This window comes from Microbacterium hydrocarbonoxydans, from assembly GCF_023715885.1.
GTDB lineage: Bacteria > Actinomycetota > Actinomycetes > Actinomycetales > Microbacteriaceae > Microbacterium > Microbacterium hydrocarbonoxydans_C.
The window spans coordinates 652,589-668,997 of sequence record NZ_JAMBOY010000001.1 but is presented as its reverse complement, the minus strand read 5'-3'; the positions used below and the strand labels follow the sequence as shown (position 1 = coordinate 668,997).

At 68.9% G+C, this 16,409-nt stretch carries 18 protein-coding genes; 5 read left to right on the top strand and 13 right to left on the bottom strand.

Going from position 1 to position 16,409, the window contains the following annotated elements:
* Positions 1–190 precede the first annotated feature (190 nt).
* Genes rplI through rpsF form a run of 4 tightly spaced genes read right to left on the bottom strand, consistent with a single transcriptional unit; the run spans position 191 to position 1,836 of the window.
* Positions 191–643: a 50S ribosomal protein L9 gene (rplI, locus tag M3195_RS03210; protein ID WP_096713563.1), complete on the bottom strand. Its 453-nt coding sequence runs from the start codon at positions 641–643 to the stop codon at positions 191–193.
* Positions 644–654: 11 nt separating this feature from the next.
* Entirely contained in the window at positions 655–909 is a 255-nt protein-coding gene (gene rpsR, locus M3195_RS03205) for a 30S ribosomal protein S18 (RefSeq protein ID WP_096713564.1), read from the bottom strand.
* A gap of 49 nt (positions 910–958) precedes the next feature.
* On the bottom strand, positions 959–1,462 hold the full coding sequence (locus M3195_RS03200; protein WP_096713565.1) for a single-stranded DNA-binding protein: 504 nt from the start codon (positions 1,460–1,462) through the stop codon (positions 959–961).
* Between the two features lie 5 nt (positions 1,463–1,467).
* Positions 1,468–1,836 (bottom strand): 30S ribosomal protein S6, encoded by a 369-nt coding sequence (gene rpsF / locus M3195_RS03195; protein ID WP_096713566.1) that lies wholly within the window; start codon positions 1,834–1,836, stop codon positions 1,468–1,470.
* A 228-nt stretch (positions 1,837–2,064) separates the two neighbouring features.
* Between rpsF and M3195_RS03190 the strand changes: the two genes are divergently transcribed.
* The gene (locus M3195_RS03190) at positions 2,065–2,769 is read left to right on the top strand and encodes a hypothetical protein (RefSeq protein WP_251585106.1); all 705 of its coding nucleotides are present in this window, start codon (positions 2,065–2,067) and stop codon (positions 2,767–2,769) included.
* A gap of 174 nt (positions 2,770–2,943) precedes the next feature.
* Here the strand turns inward: M3195_RS03190 and M3195_RS03185 are convergent, their stop codons facing one another.
* The 5 genes from M3195_RS03185 to M3195_RS03165 are packed head-to-tail and all read right to left on the bottom strand — an operon-like array spanning position 2,944 to position 8,200.
* Positions 2,944–3,783 (bottom strand): ABC transporter ATP-binding protein, encoded by an 840-nt coding sequence (locus M3195_RS03185; protein ID WP_251585105.1) that lies wholly within the window; start codon positions 3,781–3,783, stop codon positions 2,944–2,946.
* Complete coding sequence (locus M3195_RS03180; RefSeq protein ID WP_251585104.1) at positions 3,776–4,633, bottom strand: ABC transporter ATP-binding protein; 858 nt, start codon at positions 4,631–4,633, stop codon at positions 3,776–3,778. Before M3195_RS03180 ends, M3195_RS03185 begins: the two co-directional genes overlap by 8 nt.
* Positions 4,630–5,541, bottom strand: a complete 912-nt coding sequence (locus M3195_RS03175; protein ID WP_251585103.1) for an ABC transporter permease — start codon at positions 5,539–5,541, stop codon at positions 4,630–4,632. Before M3195_RS03175 ends, M3195_RS03180 begins: the two co-directional genes overlap by 4 nt.
* A complete protein-coding gene (locus tag M3195_RS03170; protein ID WP_251585102.1) occupies positions 5,538–6,599 on the bottom strand; it encodes an ABC transporter permease in 1,062 nt (353 codons plus the stop codon). Before M3195_RS03170 ends, M3195_RS03175 begins: the two co-directional genes overlap by 4 nt.
* Positions 6,600–6,613: 14 nt before the next feature.
* Positions 6,614–8,200, bottom strand: coding sequence for an ABC transporter substrate-binding protein (locus M3195_RS03165; protein ID WP_251585101.1), 1,587 nt, complete (start codon positions 8,198–8,200; stop codon positions 6,614–6,616).
* 150 nt (positions 8,201–8,350) lie between these two features.
* Here M3195_RS03165 and M3195_RS03160 point away from each other — a divergent pair, with 150 nt between their 5' ends.
* Positions 8,351–8,938 carry an Lrp/AsnC family transcriptional regulator gene (locus M3195_RS03160; protein ID WP_251585100.1) on the top strand — a complete coding sequence of 196 codons (588 nt, stop codon included), beginning with the start codon at positions 8,351–8,353 and terminating at the stop codon, positions 8,936–8,938.
* A gap of 28 nt (positions 8,939–8,966) precedes the next feature.
* Here M3195_RS03160 and M3195_RS03155 read toward each other — a convergent pair whose 3' ends face one another.
* Positions 8,967–9,314, bottom strand: a complete 348-nt coding sequence (locus M3195_RS03155; protein WP_251585099.1) for a hypothetical protein — start codon at positions 9,312–9,314, stop codon at positions 8,967–8,969.
* 178 nt (positions 9,315–9,492) lie between these two features.
* Here M3195_RS03155 and M3195_RS03150 point away from each other — a divergent pair, with 178 nt between their 5' ends.
* Genes M3195_RS03150 through M3195_RS03140 form a run of 3 tightly spaced genes read left to right on the top strand, consistent with a single transcriptional unit; the run spans position 9,493 to position 12,465 of the window.
* The gene (locus M3195_RS03150) at positions 9,493–10,464 is read left to right on the top strand and encodes a hypothetical protein (protein WP_251585098.1); all 972 of its coding nucleotides are present in this window, start codon (positions 9,493–9,495) and stop codon (positions 10,462–10,464) included.
* Positions 10,461–11,588, top strand: coding sequence for a DUF3137 domain-containing protein (locus tag M3195_RS03145; RefSeq protein ID WP_251585097.1), 1,128 nt, complete (start codon positions 10,461–10,463; stop codon positions 11,586–11,588). The genes M3195_RS03150 and M3195_RS03145 overlap by 4 nt, the downstream gene beginning before the upstream one ends.
* A 46-nt stretch (positions 11,589–11,634) precedes the next feature.
* Complete coding sequence (locus tag M3195_RS03140) at positions 11,635–12,465, top strand: zinc-ribbon domain-containing protein (protein WP_251585096.1); 831 nt, start codon at positions 11,635–11,637, stop codon at positions 12,463–12,465.
* Positions 12,466–12,744: 279 nt separating this feature from the next.
* Here M3195_RS03140 and M3195_RS03135 read toward each other — a convergent pair whose 3' ends face one another.
* The 3 genes from M3195_RS03135 to M3195_RS03125 all read right to left on the bottom strand — a co-directional run bounded on the left by M3195_RS03135 (position 12,745) and on the right by M3195_RS03125 (position 16,220).
* Positions 12,745–13,137 (bottom strand): DUF779 domain-containing protein, encoded by a 393-nt coding sequence (locus M3195_RS03135; RefSeq protein WP_251585095.1) that lies wholly within the window; start codon positions 13,135–13,137, stop codon positions 12,745–12,747.
* Positions 13,137–14,696, bottom strand: coding sequence for an acetaldehyde dehydrogenase ExaC (gene exaC / locus M3195_RS03130; protein ID WP_251585094.1), 1,560 nt, complete (start codon positions 14,694–14,696; stop codon positions 13,137–13,139). Before exaC ends, M3195_RS03135 begins: the two co-directional genes overlap by 1 nt.
* Positions 14,697–14,885: 189 nt before the next feature.
* Positions 14,886–16,220 (bottom strand): GAF domain-containing protein, encoded by a 1,335-nt coding sequence (locus M3195_RS03125; protein WP_251585093.1) that lies wholly within the window; start codon positions 16,218–16,220, stop codon positions 14,886–14,888.
* Positions 16,221–16,409: the final 189 nt, after the last annotated feature.

Genomic DNA, 16,409 nt, shown 5'->3' with positions numbered 1-16,409 from the left:
CGTTCAGACCCACCACCCCGGACGTCGCGGGTGGTGGGCTTCGACGCGGAAGGTGGGTTTCGGCGGGGACGGAGGCGGGACGGCGCCTCGGTCCGGAGACGGGACGGAGAGGGGACGGGAGGGGACGGGAGAGGGGATGCAGAACGCCCCCTGTCCCGAGGGACAGAGGGCGTTCTCGCGGAGACGTCGCTTACTTGGCGGCGACGACCTGCAGGGTGATGACAGCGGTCACGTCGTCGTGCAGACGGACGGTGGCCTCGTGCTCGCCGACCGACTTGATCGCGGAGGTGATGTGCACCTTGCGCTTGTCGATCGAACCGAGACCGGCAGCCGCGACAGCGTCGGCGACATCGGCGGTCTTGACCGAACCGAAGAGACGACCCTCGTTGCCGGCCTTGACGGCCAGGCGGACCTTGGTGTCTTCGATCGAGTTCTTCAGCGCCACGGCCTCGTCGCGGTCGTGGATCGCGCGGGCCTGACGAGCAGCCTGGATCGAAGCGACCTGCTTTTCGCCACCGCGGGTCCACGCCGTAGCGAAGCCCTGGGGGATGAGGTAATTGCGGGCGTACCCGTTCTTGACCTCGACCACGTCACCGGCGCTTCCGAGCCCGGCGACCTCGTTCGTGAGAATCAGCTTTGCCATGTCGGTACCCCTCAGCGGCCAGCGCCGGCGTAGGGCAGGAGAGCCATCTCGCGAGCGTTCTTGATCGCGCGAGCGATCAGACGCTGCTCCTGCACGGAGACACCGGTGATACGACGGGCGCGGATCTTTCCACGCTCCGAGATGAACTTGCGAAGGGTGGAGACATCCTTGTAATCGATGACACCGACCCGGATCGACTTCGCGGGAGCGGCGTTCTTCGCGCCCTTCCGCGGCTTGCGGCGGTCGCCGCTCGACTTTCCAGCCATTGGTTTTCCTTAGTTATGAGACGGATGCCGCAGCATCCGGAGATCTGTTTCAGAAGGGGGTGTCGTCGCCGAAGCTGCCCGGAGTGCTCCAGGCATCGGCGCTGGTCGACGAGCCGGGCGTGGACCACGGCTCCTCCGACACCTGCTGCTGAGCGGGACGGGACTGTCCGCCACCGCCGCCACCGTTCGACGCCGCACGCGTGACCTGCGCAGTCGCGTACCGGAGCGAGGGGCCGATCTCGTCGACCTCCAGCTCGATCGCGGTGCGCTGGTTGCCCTCGCGGTCCTGGTAGGAGCGCTGACGCAGACGGCCCTGCGCGATGACGCGCATGCCCTTGGTCAGCGAACCCGCCACGTGCTCGGCGAACTCGCGCCAGACCGACGCGCGGAGGAACAGCGCTTCGCCGTCCTTCCACTCGTTCGCCTGACGGTCGAAGTTGCGCGGGGTCGACGCGATGGTGAAGTTCGCCACCGGCAGTCCGTTCTGCGTGTAGCGCAGTTCGGGGTCGGCCGTGAGGTTTCCCACCACGGTGATGACTGTTTCGCCGGCCATGAGACTTACGCCTTCGCTGCCTTGGCGGACTTGCGGGCGGCCTTCTCCTCGGCGCGCTTGGCCTCGGAAGCGATCATCGCCTGAGCCTCCTCGGCACGCAGCACCTTGGTGCGCATGATCTGCTCGTTCAGCTTGAGCTGACGGTCGAGCTCCTGCGTGGCCTCGCTGGTCGCGGTGAAGTTGACGACGGCGTAGATGCCCTCGGTCTTCTTCTGGATCTCGTACGCGAAACGGCGCTTGCCCCAGACGTCGACGTTCTCGATAGAGCCACCATCGTTGGTGATGACCTTGAGGAACTTGTCGAGCGTAGGAGCGACCTGGCGCTCGTCGATCTCGGGGGTCAGAATGACCATGAGTTCGTACTGGTGCGTCACTTACCCACCTCCTTCGGACTAGAACGGCTTCCGGGACTTTCCCGGAAGCAGGAGGGTGTGTAGCACGTCGTCCGTCCGGGCATCCGAGTGGGCGCCTGAGGGCAGACAACCTCGTCAGTCTAGCGGAGTTTCCTCTGCGGTGCTGCCAGTCCGCCGGCGACGGGCTGGCATGCTGGTGGGGTGCGTGCTGATCGTCAGCGCGCACAGACGACCGAAGGGGGAACGCGCATGCGCGTCAACAAGATCGGGGCAGGCATCGTCCTGGCCGCCGCCATCCTGCTCACCGGCTGTTCTGCACCCGCGGACGAGCCGAAGGACGACACGGCGTCGTCCACGCCCGCCGCGGAGGAGAGCACCGCTCCCGCATCCGACTGCCCGGAGCTCAGCGTGGGTGCGACCGTCGACGGGGCCACCCTCGGCGGGTGCATCACCGAGGCGATGACCGACTCGCAGGGCTACGCCGCCAAGATGACGGTGCTCGGCATGGAGACCACGGCACAGTACAACCCCTCGAACGAGGCCATCGCGTGGTCGACCCCGATGGGCTCGGTCGTCGTGATCGGCGACGACGCGTGGGTCAAGTCGTCGACCGGCGAGTGGCAGGTCGCGGACCCGAACTCGTCCGACCCGATCGTCGCGGGCCTCAGCCAGGCCGCTGCCACCGCGAACGACACCGACCCGGCCGTCGCGGCCGGCGCGCTGTCGGGCGAGTTCACCGTCACGGGCAAGGGCTCGCGCCTCGGTCAGGACGTCTACATCCTGACGGGCACCGCCGAGCAGCAGGGCGTCTCCGTCGACATGACCTACGAGGTCACCGCCGACTACATCGTGCTCGCGACCACCGGCGCCACGGAGGCCGCCGGTCAGTCGATCGAGACCGCGCTCGAGATCACCGAGTGGGACGTGAAGCAGGACATCGTCGCACCGCTCTGATCGAGAGCTGAGGAAGCGGGTCGGGGCTGATGCCCCGGCCCGCTTCGCTGTCCCTGGTGTGTCGTTGCGCAGGAGATCGCACGCTGCGCAGGAGCATCCGTCGCATCCGGTCCTCCCAGGCGTGCGATCTCCTGCGATACGTGCGCGGCAGAACGCGCGCGGCGCCCTCGCAGGTCAGCCGATGACCGGCGGGATCTCCGACCAGACGATCCGCTCCTCGGTCGACGGCGCGGCGGGGATGCGCCCTGCGCCGTCCGGCTCCGGGATGGCCGCGAGCAGAGCTCGGGTGTACGGATGCTGCGGCGCCGCCCACACGCGGTCGGTGGGTCCCGATTCGAGCACGCGCCCCGCGTACATGACGAAGGTGCGGTCGGCGATGCGGCGGACCACCGCGAGGTCGTGCGAGATGAACAGCATCCCGGCGCCGGCCTCGGCGACGAGGTCGCGCATGAGTCCGGCGACGCTGGTCTGGGTCGAGGCGTCGAGCGCCGAGATCGGCTCGTCGGCCACGAGCAGCGACGGCCGCGCGGCAAGAGCTCTGGCGATCGCGATGCGCTGCTTCTGCCCGCCCGAGAACTGGTGCGGGAACCGGGTCGCGACCTGAGCCGGGAGCCCGACGCGCTCGAGCCACTCCTCGACGCGCGATCCCTCGGCGCCGCGCGCACGGGCGGTCGCGATGCCGTCGGCGATCTGGTCACCCACCCGGCGGCGCGGGTTCAGCGATGTCGACGGATCCTGGAACACCATCTGGATGCCGGTCAGCGCGAGCTTGCGGCGACGGATACCGAGCGGCGTGACCGGCGCCTCGCGGAACCGCACCTCTCCGGCGGCGAGCTTCTCGATGCCGACGACCGCCCGGGCGAGGCTGGACTTGCCGCTGCCGGACTCGCCGACCAGCGCGACCGTCTCGCCCGGCGCGACCTGCATCGACACCCGGTCGACCGCGACGATCGGCGGGTTGCCTGGGTAGCGCACGACCACGTCCTGCGCGTCGAGGACGGAGACGTCACTCATCGGCATCCTCCTTCTCAGCGTCCGCGGCCGGCGCCTCTGCAACCGGCTCGTCCGGCGCTTCCTCGACCTTCGAGCCCGGCAGCGCCGCGAGCAGCGTGCGCGTGTACTCGTGCTGGGGGTCGTGGAACAGGGCCTCGCGGTCGGCGCGCTCAACGATGCGACCGTCCTTCATCACGGCGACCTCGTCGGCGATGGCACTCATCACTCCCAGGTCGTGCGTGACGAGCAGCACCGCGAGGTCGCGCTCGGTGGCGAGGTCGCGGAGGAGCTTCAGGATGCCGGCCTGCACCGTGACGTCGAGGGCCGTCGTCGGCTCGTCGGCGAGAAGCACTTCCGGGTCGCAGGCGAGCGCGCACGCGATCGCGATGCGCTGACGCTGACCACCGGAGAACTGGTGCGGGTAGCGCTTCAGCGCGGCATCCGGATCGGGCACCTGCACGATCTCGAGCAGCTCGATCGCCCGTGCCTTCGCGGCGACGCCGCGCAGGCCGAGATGCACCCGCATGTGGTCGGTGAGCTGGCGACCGACGGGCAGCTGCGGGTGCAGCGAGGCGGAGGGGTCCTGGAAGATCATCGCGATGCGCTTGCCGCGGATGCGGTTGAAGCCGCGGCGACGGAGCCCGACGAGCTCCTGTCCCGCAAGGGTGATCGATCCGCCGGTCCGGGCCTGACGCGGCAGGAGTCCGAGCACGGCGAGCGACGTCAGGGTCTTGCCCGATCCCGACTCGCCGGCCAGGCCGTGGATGCGTCCGGCGTGCAGGTCGAGCGAGATGCCGTGCACGAGGGGGCGGCCGATCTCGATCGTCAGGTCGCGGATGCTGAGCGCCGGGGCTGCGGTGGAATCGCTCATGCTGCCGCTCCCTTCGCCGAGGCGACGTGGTCGGCCTGCTTCTCGTGCGTGACCTCCGCCGTCGGGTCGAGCACGTCGCGCATCGCATCGCCGAGGAAGTTGAAGGCCAGCACCACCGTGAGGATCGCGAGACCGGGGAAGACGCCGAGCCACCAGGCGTCGAAGTTCTGCATCGCGGCGGAGATCATCGAGCCCCATTCCGCCGTCGGCGGCTGCGCGCCGAGGCCGAGGAACGACAGCCCCGACAGCAGCAGGATCGCTGCGCCGATGTCGAGCGTCGCCAGCACGAGCATGGGTCCGGCGATGTTGGGCAGGATGTCGACGAACAGCGTGCGGACGGGCGAGTGGCCGAGCAGACGCCCGGCGATGACGTAGTTCTGCCCGCGCAGGCCGAGAACGATGCTGCGGGTCACACGTGCGTACTGCGGCCACGACACGACGATCGCTGCGATCACGGCGTTGAACAGCGACGGACCGAGCGAGGCCGCGACCACCATGGCGAGGATCACGGTCGGGAACGCCATGAACAGGTCGGTGATGCGCATGAGCGTCTCGTCGACGGCGCGGCCGAAGTACCCGGCGACCGCGCCGATCGTGGTCCCGATGATCATGGCGGCGATCACGAGCATGAGCGCGAGCGGAAGGCTCACCGTCGCGCCGGTCATGAGACGGGAGAAGATGTCTCGCCCGTTGCCGTCGGTGCCGAGCAGGGTGTCGATCCCCGGCTCCTGCAGACGCGGGAGCACCTGGGCGTTCGGCCCGTACGGCACCCACCACTGCGCCGTGAACGCGATGACGATCCAGGCGGCGGCGATCACGGTGCCGATCACGCCGAGCGGCGTACGCCAGGCGCGCGGCCAGCGGAAGCGGAACCGCCAGGGTCCGGATGCCGAGTCGATGCGGCTCATGCGATCCTCACTCTCGGATCCAGGACGCCGTAGAGCAGGTCGACGACGAAGTTGATGAGGAGGTAGATGACGCCGACGACGAGACCGACGCCCATGATGCCGGGCAGGTCGAGGTTGGCGGCGGAGTTGTACGCGTACGTGCCGAGACCCGGCCACGCGAACACCGACTCCACGAGCACGGTTCCCGAGAGCAGAGAGCCGAACGCGACTCCGACCACCGTGAGGATCGGAAGCGAGGCCCCACGCAGCACGTAGTCGAGGATCACGCGCATCGCCGGCAGGCCCTTCGCCCTCGCAGCGCGGACGTAGTCGCTGCCCAGCACCTCGAGCACGGAGGTGCGGATGAACCGGGTGAGCAGACCGATCGTCACGAGCGACAGCACCATGACCGGCAGAGCGAGATGCGCGAGGGCGTCGAAGAAGCCGACGCCGTCGCCGTTCAGGAGGTAGTCGACCGTGTACAGCCCGGTGATGCGGGGCGGCGGCGTGATCGACGGCGAGATGCGACCGGAACCCGGGGCGATCCGCAGCTCGAGGAAGAAGACGTAGAAGCTCACGAGCGCGAGCCAGAAGGTGGGGACACTGAGGCCGACGAGCGTGACGACCCGGATGACCTGGTCGGTCACGAGCCCGCGGCGGTAAGCGGCGAGCGTTCCGAGCACGATGCTGACGGCGAGGCTCAGGATGATCGCGCCGATCGCGATCTCGATCGTCGCCGGCACCGCGGTGGCGAGATCGCTGGTGACCGGTCGCCCGGTCACCAGCGATGTGCCGAGGTCCCCGCGGAGCAGGTTCCCCATGTAGATGACGTACTGCACGATCAACGGCTGGTCGAGTCCGTTCGCCTTGATGAACGCCTCGCGCGTCGCCGGATTCTGCGACGCGCCCTCACCGAGCGCGGCCGAGACGGGATCACCCGGAACCAGGTTCGTGAGCGCGAAGGTCACGATCGTGACCCCCACGAGCAGGAGCAGGGAGGTGCCGACCCGGCGCAGCAGGTAGCCGACGAGCGGCGACCTGCGACGCTGCGCCTGGCGTTGCACGGCCACCGTCGTCATGCGTCAGAGCCCTCTCAGCCGGCGGGCTGGATCTCGGCGATGTCCATCTCCCACACCGAGTTGTACACGGCGCCGGAGACGGCATCCGCCGTGGCGATGTTGCGGCCGGGGACGATCAGCGGCACGAACGGGCCCTCGGCCTGCATGGCCTCGGCGAACTCCGTGAATGCGGCGCTGCGCTGCTCCTCGTCGGTCGCGGCGGCAGCCCCCGCGGCGATGCCCGCGATCTCGGGGTTCGCCTCTGCGGCCCAGCCCGCACGGAGGCCGACCTTCAGACCCGGAGCGAAGGGCAGGAAGTTCGCGGAGTCGGCGTAGTCAGGACCCCAGAACCAGAGGCCGAAGCCCTCGGTGCCGTTGACGTAGGCGTCGAGCTCGGTCGCGAACGGAGCCGGGGCGAGCTCGACCGTGATGCCGGCATCCTCGAGCTGCGCCTGCACGCGCTCGGCGAGCGGGGTGAACTCCACGCCGCCGACCGGGTAGTCGTTCGGGAACTGCAGCTTCAGCGTCTGACCGGTGTAGCCGGCCTCGGCGAGCGCGGCCTTGGACTTCTCGAGGTCCTGCTCCACGCCGGTGTCGAGAGCACCCTCGAATCCGGGCGGGATCACGCCGGTCGCCTGCACGGCGCCCGCGCCGGCGAGCTCGAGCAGGGCGTCGTAGTCGAGCGCGTAGCGGATCGCCTCGGCGATCTTGACGTTCGCGAGGTCGCCGGCCACGGCCGAGGACTGGTTCAGCAGCAGGAAGATCGTCTGCCCGGACGGCACGGAATCGACCTGGAGGCCGTCGCCGAGACCCGAGACCTGGTCGCCGTTGAGGTCCATCGCGACCATGGAGTCGCCGCCCTTGAGGTTGGCGAGCTGGGTCGCGCTCTCCGACACGTTGCGCACGACCACGCGGTCGTAGCCGGCCTCTTCGTCGCCGTTGTACTCGTCGTTCTTGGTCAGCACGACCTGCGACGAGAGATCGAGCGTGTCGAGCACGAACGGGCCGGATCCGGCGGACTCGCCGTCGAGGAAGCCCTGCGCCGAGTCGGAGCCGTCGGTGGTGCCGCCGTTCTCCATCACGACGTCGGAGTTGACGATGCCGAGTGCCGGGTTCGCGAGGATCGCGGGCAGCTGCAGCAGCGGGGTCTCGGACGTGATGCTGATGGTCTTGTCGTCGACCTCGGTGACGGTCAGTCCGCCGAGCAGGAAGTTCGGCTTGGCGTCCTCCATGCCCTGGATGCGCTGCAGCGTGAAGACGACGTCCTTCGCCTCGATCGGCGAGCCGTCGGAGAAGACCCGGTCGCCCTCCAGCGTGAAGGTGAACTCGGTCGCGGCGTCGTTCTGCTCCCAGGACGCGAGACCGGGGACCGGGGTCGACACGTCGGAGCCCTCGAAGTCGACGAGCGTCTCGTAGAGCGCCTTCGCGATCATGTTGCCGGTCGGGTCGTAGGTGTGGCCGGGGTCGGCGGTCTCGATCGAGAACGCCGTGTCGATGACGAGCGAACCGGACGACGAGCTGCCATCGCTGTTGTTCGCGGAGTTTCCTCCGGAGCATCCTGCGAGCGCGAGGAGCGCGACCGCTCCGATCGCGATGACGGACGTGCTGCGACGTGACGACATGAGAGCCTCCAGAGGCGAGGAGTACATTCGGGTTCGGTCGAAGCCGGGTGGACGACCGGTGAACAGATTCGCATCATATGGGACGATGTGTCCAGCGAGGATGCAACCGAACTCACGGTCTGTCCCATGACCTCGCACAGGAGGAGACATATGTCCAGCAAGAACAGCGATGCTTCGCAGCATTCTGGACGAAGTGCCACCCCTTTGGACGACACGGCATACAGAATCCTCGGCACACTGCGCGATAACGGTCGCATCTCGATCGCCGCGCTGGCCGAGGAGGTCGGCATCTCCCGCGCCAACGCGTACACGCGCGTCGAGTCGCTGATGCAGGACGGCGTCATCACGGGGTTCAGTGCGACCGTGGATCAAGCCAAGGCGGGGCTCTCGATCGGGGCCCTCGTGTTCGTCACGGTGCACCCGCAGGCGTGGGCGTCGTTCCGCGACCGCGTCATGGAGATGCCGGACGTCGAGTGGTGCGCGATCACGACGGGAGAGCACGACGCGATGCTGCTCATCCGCGCGGTCGACGTCAGCGGAGTGCACGAGTTCTCGACCGGGGTCATCGCGCAGCTTCCCGAGGTGCGCACCGTCGTGAGCGTCGTCGTGCTCGACGAGGTCGTGCGCCGCTCGTACCTGCTGCCCACCGACCTCCCCGAGCGCGACCTGACGGTGCCCCTCGGCATGACGCGCTGGACGCCGGCCTCCCCCGGCCGCGACGCCCTCCCGCCCCGCTGATCCGAGAATCGATCGACGGAACGAGCGTTCAGCCAGAGACCTCTTCGCACACGCTCAACTGCGGCAGGCCGTGCATCTCGTAGTGCTCGACGAGGCGGATCAGCCCGGCATCCGTCAGCTCGAGATCGCTCTCCCCGTTGCCGGTGACGACCGTTCCATCGGCGACGAGCACGTGCACGAACGACACCCAGATGGTGTCCCCCGTGCGGGTCCCCACGAAGCGTCCGAAGGTCACGGTGTCGCCCGAGTAGTCGCCCCAGATCGCGCCGTCCTTCTCCCAGTACACGAACTCGCTCGGCGACTCGGGATCGACGGCGGAGGTGGTCGACGACACCATGCGGAAACGGCGGCCGTCGAGGGAGGGGATGGTTGTCACAGGCGAGTTCACCCTCCGATTATGGGGCGGATGACGGGGCCGCTCCGCCGCGGCATCCAGGCGTCTCCCGCTCCCGCCGAACGCGTGGAACGGGCGAGACGAAACGCACGGCGCTCGACGAGCGACGCCCGTTTCGTCTGACCCGTCGTGCCGCGCACTCCCCGGTAGCGTGGGTCGCATGCACTGGATGCCGTATCCCTCGGCCGGCTCATGGCTGCGCGACAGGCTCGACGACCCGTGGAACTCGTCGATGCACTCGGTCGTGCCTCGCGGATACCCCGCGTACGCGCGCATCCTGCACCCCCCGATCGTGCGCTCGCTCCCCGAGCGACCGGTGCCCTCGCTCGACGAATGGGAGAGGATGCCGGACGCCGAGCAGCAGCGGCTGCTGGAACTCTTCCGCGACGAGCCGACGAGCTGGGCGGAGACCGCGCGAGCGTTCGATACCGTATTGCATCCTCTCGCCCAGTGGCAGCGCGTGGTCCGCTCGCCGCCCGGCGAGGACTGGCAGACGCGCATCGCTCCGGACGGCCGCGAGTTCGCCGCCCCCGCGTACGGCGCTCTCGCACCGCCCACGATCGCCGCGATCGCGACGCACCTGCGCGCCTTCACGACCACGCCCGAGGTCGGTGTGGCCGCGCTGTGGGAGGGCTTCGGCGGTCTGCTCGGACACTACGGGCACACGCCGTCGCGCGCGTTCCTCACGATCAGCGACGACCCGGATCACCAGGCCGTGCTCGGTCGCAGCGTGCACGATCCGTTCAACAACGTCTTCCGCAAGAAGACCTGGCAGGAGGGCATCCTGTCGAAGGAGATCTCCGAGGGGCCGCGGTTTCCGACGCGCGACCGCTCGTACGTGCTGTTCTCCGCGGGGGTCGACGAGTTCGCCGATGCCGACTGGGTGCTGCGGGCGCCGTGGCGCGATCGTCCGGCGGAGCAGCACGGATTCCCGCCCAGCGCGCAGAGTCCCAGCATCCTCTGGCCCGAGGATCGGGCGTGGGTGCTCGTCAGCGAGATCGACTTCGACTCGACCGTCGTCGCCGGATCGACCGAGCTGGTCGCCGCCCTCTGCGCCGACCCCGCGCTGGAGGCGTTCCCGATCAGCGAGGGCGCCGAGCTGCACTGGGACGGCGACGAGGTGAACCGATGAGCCGGCCGCAGCCCGCGACGAGCTTCGACAGCCGACCGCTGACCGAGCCCGTCGACCCACGAGCCGTCGCCGCCTTCGCAGCGGAACTCCGCGCCCGCGGCTCGATGAGCATGTCGGTCTCCGCCGTGATCGGCTTCGTCGTCGTCGCGATCGTCGTGGTGATCTCCGTCCCGATCGCGGCCTCCGTGCTGATCGGCCTCGCCACCAGCCCGCGCGACTTCGGATTCGCCGGGATCGGTCTGCTGCTGTTCGGCGGCATCGGGGCCGCGATCGGTATCGGAGCACTGGTCGGCTGGCGGCGCGCCAGGGTCGCGAGATACCGGCTCGACAGGTTCGCCCGGGCCAACGGGATGGCCTACGAAGCCCGAATCGCCGATCCTCCGCTGCCCGGCATGATCTTCAGCCTCGGCCGCTCGCGTGTCTCGACCGACCTCGTGCGGGGCACGAACCCGCGGTTCGTCGAGTTCGGCAACTACCAGTACACGGTGCAGTCGGGGAAGAACTCGACCACGTACCGGTGGGGCTACGTGGCCGTGAAGCTCGACGTTCCGCTGCCGAACATCGTTCTCGACGCGAAGGGCAACAACGGCTTCGGGTCGAATCTGCCGGCGGCCTTCCGACGCGAGCAGCGGCTGTCGCTCGAGGGCGACTTCGATCGGTACTTCACGCTCTACTGCCCGGAGGGCTATGAGCGCGATGCCCTCTACCTGTTCACGCCCGACATCATGGCGCGCTTCATCGACAACGCCGCCGAGCTCGACGTGGAGATCGTCGACGACTGGCTGTTCCTCTACACCCAGCGTCGCGCATCGACGCTCGACCCCGCGACGTGGTCGTGGCTCTTCGGCGCGGTGGGCGCGCTCCTGACGAAGTTCGACCAGTGGTCTCGGTGGCGCGATGAACGGCTGCGGGAGGAGACGTCGAGCGCCTCGGCATCCACATCTCCCGCAGTGAACCCGCAGATGGCGACGGCGCAGCTGCCGTTCGCTCCGCCGGCGGGCCTGCTGGCTCCGCCGCCGGGCGTCGCCACCGAGGGGCGTCGCCTCAAGCGCGGCTTCCGCTGGCTGCCGGTCGTGATCATCCTCGGGTTCGTCGTCTTCTGGTATCTGCGGTTCGCGTTCTGATCCGGAGTCCGGTTCGATGTCGGTGAGCCCGATTACGGTCGCGGGTGTGGCGGAGCCGGTTCAGCAGTGGTGGGCGAGAAGGCAGTTCTCGCGCGGCAGCGCCGTACCTTATGAGGTCGGCACCTTCCGCAGCGCGTGGGCGGCCTATCCCGAGCTGATCCGCCAGTATCATCCCGAACTCAACCATGGGGTCGTGCTGTCGCAGGTCCCGCTCGCCGCCGACGTGCTGCTGTGCTGGGAGTGCACGGTCGGGCATCGTTTCGCCGCGACGCCGACCGAGCAGCGCGAGCGTCCCGGACGCGTCCGGCGACGCTCGGCATGGTGTCCGGAGTGCTCCGCGCTGGCGCGCCCGCAACCCGTGATCCTCGGCGAGGCCCGCGCGATCCCGCGAGCTCCTCGCCGACGCGCACCCGAGCTGTGCACCAAGACGCCCGACCTCGCGTCGGGCACGCCTTTCCTCAGCGCGTGCGCGCCGAAACCGGCATCCGCGGCGGAGGCCGCCCTGAGGGCCGGTCTCAGCGAGCGCTTGCTCTTCGATCGTGAGGTCAACGCGGTGAAGGTGTCGCGGCCGTTCTTCCGGCACACCGAGGTGTGGCCGGACATCGTGATCCCCGAGCTGCGCATCGCCGTCGAGTATGACACGGTCGGGCGACACGGCCTCGAGCACGTCGGCAAGCGACAGGATGCCGATCAGCGCAAGGACCGAGCGCTGCGCGCGGCAGGATGGGAGGTCGTGCGCATCCGCACGGGGGCGCTCGAGCCGATCGGCCCGTTCGATCTGCGGATGTCGTCGGTCGGTGTGCGGGGAATCACGCGACTGCTCGAAACGTTCCGCGGCATCCGCGGCGACCTGCTGGTCGACGCCTACCTGCGATGATCGACGGCCACGAGTGTGGGGGTGGGTGCTGCATTGGGGATCAGCTGCCCACCCCATCCCCCCTCGGGATCGGAAGGGCTGGGGACCCTTCCGCAGGACGGCCGTGCCGTCGGACGCGTGGTCGGCTGGGGACCGACGTATCAACGCGCGTATCGAAATGGTATCCCGGCGAACGTTGCACGGAATTGCGACCGTCGATATTCGTGCCTCGCGTCCAGAAACGGTTCGAGGTCATGGTCGAGTCGGAGCATTTCTCACGCTTTCCGCACGTTTACGAGTTCACCTGCTGAGGCCGAAGTACGCGAGCTCGGCATCGTTCAGCATCCGGGAGCGGATGAGGAACCGCATCCCCGTCGGCCCCTCCACGCTGAAGCCCGCGCCGCGGCCCGGGACCACGTCGATGGTGAGGTGCGTGTACTTCCAGTACTCGAACTGAGACTCCGACATGTAGACCTCGACCGGGGCATTCAGACCGACGTCGAGCGCCCCCAGCAGGACATCGCTCGGCCCCGTGAGGAACATGCCCACCGGGTAGCACATGGGCGACGACCCGTCGCAGCATCCGCCCGACTGGTGGAACATCAGCGGACCGTGCTGCGCCGCGAGGTCGCGGATGAGGGATGCCGCAGCATCCGTCACCGCGACCCGCGGGTACGTGCCGATGCTCACCATCAGAAGAAGCCCATCGGACCCTCCGCGTACGACACGAGGAGGTTCTTCGTCTGCTGGTAGTGGTCGAGCATCATCTTGTGGTTCTCTCGACCCACGCCCGACTGCTTGTACCCGCCGAACGCCGCGTGCGCGGGGTACTGGTGGTACGTATTGGTCCAGACGCGACCCGCCTCTATCGCCCGACCCGCTCGGTAGGCGATGTCGCCGCTGCGGCTCCAGACGCCGGCACCCAGACCGTAGAGCGTGTCGTTCGCGATCGAGATCGCATCGTCGTAGTCGTCGAACGAGGTGACCGAGAGCACCGGCCCGAAGATCTCCTCCTGGAAGATGCGCATGTCGTTCGTGCCCTCGAACACCGTCGGCGCGACGTAGAAGCCCTCGCTGAGATCGCCGCCGAGGTCGACCCGCTCGCCGCCGGTGAGCAGCCGTGCGCCGCCCTGCTTTCCGATGTCGATGTAGCTGAGGATCTTCTCCAGCTGATCGTTCGACGCCTGAGCGCCGATCATCGTCGCAGGGTCGAGCGGGTTGCCCTGGACGACCTTCCCGACCCGGTCGAGTCCGTCGGCGAGGAACCCGTCGTAGATCGACCGCTGGATCAGCGCCCGCGACGGGCACGTGCACACCTCGCCCTGGTTCAGCGCGAACATCGTGAAGCCCTCGAGAGCCTTGTCGTAGAAGGGATCGCCGGTGTCGCGCGCGATGTCTTCGAAGAACACGTTCGGGCTCTTGCCGCCGAGCTCCAGCGTGACGGGGATGAGGTTCTGCGACGCGTACTGCATGATCAGGCGCCCGGTCGTGGTCTCCCCCGTGAACGCGACCTTGCGAATGCGCTTGTGCTGGGCGAGCGGCGCGCCCGCCTCGATGCCGAAGCCGTTCACGATGTTCACGACGCCGGCCGGCAGCAGATCGCCGATGATGTCGAAGAGGAACAGGATGGATGCCGGCGTCTGCTCGGCCGGCTTGATGACGATGCAGTTGCCCGCAGCGAGCGCCGGCGCGAGCTTCCACACGGCCATGAGGATCGGGAAGTTCCACGGGATGATCTGCCCGACGACGCCGAGCGGCTCGTGGAAGTGGTACGCCACCGTGTTCTCATCGAGCTGGCTGATGCCGCCCTCCTGCGCCCGCAGGACTCCCGCGAAGTAGCGGAAGTGGTCGATCGCCAGCGGGATGTCGGCCGCCAGGGTCTCGCGCACCGGCTTGCCGTTCTCCCAGGTCTCGGCGACCGCGATGCGCTCGAGGTTCTGCTCGATGCGGTCGGCGATGCGGTTCAGGATGACCGAGCGTTCGGCCGGGCTGGTCTTGCCCCAGGTCGCGAAGGCCTTCCAGGCGACGTCGACCGCCCGGTCGATGTCTTCGACCGTTCCGCGGGCGACCTCGGTGAAGGGCTTGCCGTTCACGGGGCTGATGTTCTCGAAGTACTGCCCCCTCACGGGGTCGACCCACTCGCCGCCGATGTAGTGCCCGTACCGGGGGCGGTAGTCGGCGATCGAGCCCGGCTGACCCGGTGCGGCGTAGGCGGTGGATGCGGTGGACACGTCCTCTTCGACGATGGTCATCGGTGACTCCTTCGACGGGCCGCGCTTCGGTGCGGCGGCTGATCCTCTGAAGGTAGGTCGCCCGACGTTGCACCCCGGTGCGCAACGTTGCAGGAGGTTGCACGCCCGGATGGCTGCCCTCCGCCCGGATGGCCGGCCTCTTCCCGGCGCGTCCGTGGCCGGGCGGGGATTCTCCAGCCGGGCGAACCGTCAGCGCGCGTCGAGCCGCTCGATCCGCGTGACGAGGCCGGCCCGCTTCGGCGACCGCGCCGGCAGCATCTCGAGCGCGAGGCGCAGCGCTTCGGCATCCGCCTGTCCTTCGGGGATCTCGGCGTACGCGAGCAGCACGTCGAGGCTCGCCTCCGACAGCATCGCCTCGCGGAGGGCACCGCGAACGGTCTCCCTGAACTCCTCCACGCCGGGCGAGGTCGACTCCGGCAGCACCGGTCCGCGGTAGGCGGTGAGCGCCACGCGGTGCGCCCCGCGATCGAGCAGCGACAGCACGTCATGCGCGTCGGTGTCGAGAATCACCGGCAGTCGGTACGGCCTCGACTCGGGTATCAGGCTCGGCGCATGCTTCTCGAGCACCTTCCGCAGTCGCACCATCTCGGGGCGCAGCGTGTCGGGGGAACCTTCATCGCCGTAGACCAGATCCGCGAGCCGCTCGGCCGACAGGCCCTGCCGGTGCACGGCGAGCATGAGGAGGATCGCCGCGTGCCGGGCGCTCAGTTCGATGACGGATTCCTCGTACTCGGACTCGGTCTCGAGCCGCGCTCGGTCGCGGCCCAGCACGTGCAGAGTGGCGCGCGTCGTCGGCCTGGCCCTGGCTGAGGCGGATGCCGGGCGCTGCGCCTCGGACCGCTGCCTCAGCCGGGCGACGAGCAGCTCCGACTCGACGGCCCGCGCGGTCGCATCGACGAGCAGGCGCGCCTGCGTCGACACGACCTCCTCTCCGCCGGTCACGTCGATGACGCCGAGCACGCGCTGCGTCTCGGGGTCCCGCGCCGGCGCGGCCGAGCACGACCACGGATGCACGAGTCGGTTGTAGTGCTCCGCGCCGCGGATCTGCACGGACTGCCCGAGCGTGAGTGCCGTGCCTGGCGCGCTGGTGCCCACGGCATCCTCCGCCCAGTTCGCGCCGGCCACGAACCCCATGCCGTCGGTCAGCGACTGAAGCTGCCGGTCGCCCTCGATCCACAGCAGGCGTCCGGCCTGGTCGCCGACGGCGACGACGACGCCCGAGTCCTCGGCCGAGCCCGGGAGCAGCAGAGCGCGGATCATGTCCATCGCCGAGGCGAGCGGATGCGCACGCCGATACTCCTCGAGCTCATCGCTCATGAGGTCGATCGGCGGCGTCCCCTCCGGTCCGACGCGGCCGCGCCACGATCGCACCCACGACTCGCGCACGAGAGGTCGGACCGACTGCAGCCGGTGGTCGTCGAGGTTGCCGGCGATCAGCTCTTCATGCGCACGCTCGATCAGGAGTCGCGAGACCTCGGGGCCCTCGCGCGACGCCTGCCACGACGCAACCACAGCGTCTCCCATCGTCGGTGGAGCGTGCTCTCAGCATACGAGCCGCGTGTCGCGGGCGATACGGGTTGTGCGCGAGGTGTCCCCGGAGGCTTCCGACCACGGTGCAGGCCGGAATGCGCGGATGCATGCTCGCACGGCCGATCCCGGCCTCCAGGTGGATTTCCGGCCTGCAGGTGAGTTCGCGGCAGGAGCCGGGCGCCA

Excerpts from the sequence above, each read along its gene's own strand:
- M3195_RS03125 (WP_251585093.1), bottom strand. The coding sequence starts at position 16,220 with ATGGGAGACGCTGTGGTTGCGTCGTGGCAGGCGTCGCGCGAGGGCCCC.
- M3195_RS03180 (WP_251585104.1), bottom strand. The coding sequence starts at position 4,633 with ATGAGCGATTCCACCGCAGCCCCGGCGCTCAGCATCCGCGACCTGACG.
- M3195_RS03185 (WP_251585105.1), bottom strand. The coding sequence starts at position 3,783 with ATGAGTGACGTCTCCGTCCTCGACGCGCAGGACGTGGTCGTGCGCTAC.
- M3195_RS03175 (WP_251585103.1), bottom strand. The coding sequence starts at position 5,541 with ATGAGCCGCATCGACTCGGCATCCGGACCCTGGCGGTTCCGCTTCCGC.
- exaC (WP_251585094.1), bottom strand. The coding sequence starts at position 14,696 with ATGACCATCGTCGAAGAGGACGTGTCCACCGCATCCACCGCCTACGCC.
- M3195_RS03160 (WP_251585100.1), top strand. The coding sequence starts at position 8,351 with ATGTCCAGCAAGAACAGCGATGCTTCGCAGCATTCTGGACGAAGTGCC.
- rpsR (WP_096713564.1), bottom strand. The coding sequence starts at position 909 with ATGGCTGGAAAGTCGAGCGGCGACCGCCGCAAGCCGCGGAAGGGCGCG.
- M3195_RS03135 (WP_251585095.1), bottom strand. The coding sequence starts at position 13,137 with ATGGTGAGCATCGGCACGTACCCGCGGGTCGCGGTGACGGATGCTGCG.
- M3195_RS03170 (WP_251585102.1), bottom strand. The coding sequence starts at position 6,599 with ATGACGACGGTGGCCGTGCAACGCCAGGCGCAGCGTCGCAGGTCGCCG.
- M3195_RS03165 (WP_251585101.1), bottom strand. The coding sequence starts at position 8,200 with ATGTCGTCACGTCGCAGCACGTCCGTCATCGCGATCGGAGCGGTCGCG.
- rplI (WP_096713563.1), bottom strand. The coding sequence starts at position 643 with ATGGCAAAGCTGATTCTCACGAACGAGGTCGCCGGGCTCGGAAGCGCC.
- M3195_RS03150 (WP_251585098.1), top strand. The coding sequence starts at position 9,493 with ATGCACTGGATGCCGTATCCCTCGGCCGGCTCATGGCTGCGCGACAGG.
- M3195_RS03200 (WP_096713565.1), bottom strand. The coding sequence starts at position 1,462 with ATGGCCGGCGAAACAGTCATCACCGTGGTGGGAAACCTCACGGCCGAC.
- M3195_RS03190 (WP_251585106.1), top strand. The coding sequence starts at position 2,065 with ATGCGCGTCAACAAGATCGGGGCAGGCATCGTCCTGGCCGCCGCCATC.
- M3195_RS03145 (WP_251585097.1), top strand. The coding sequence starts at position 10,461 with ATGAGCCGGCCGCAGCCCGCGACGAGCTTCGACAGCCGACCGCTGACC.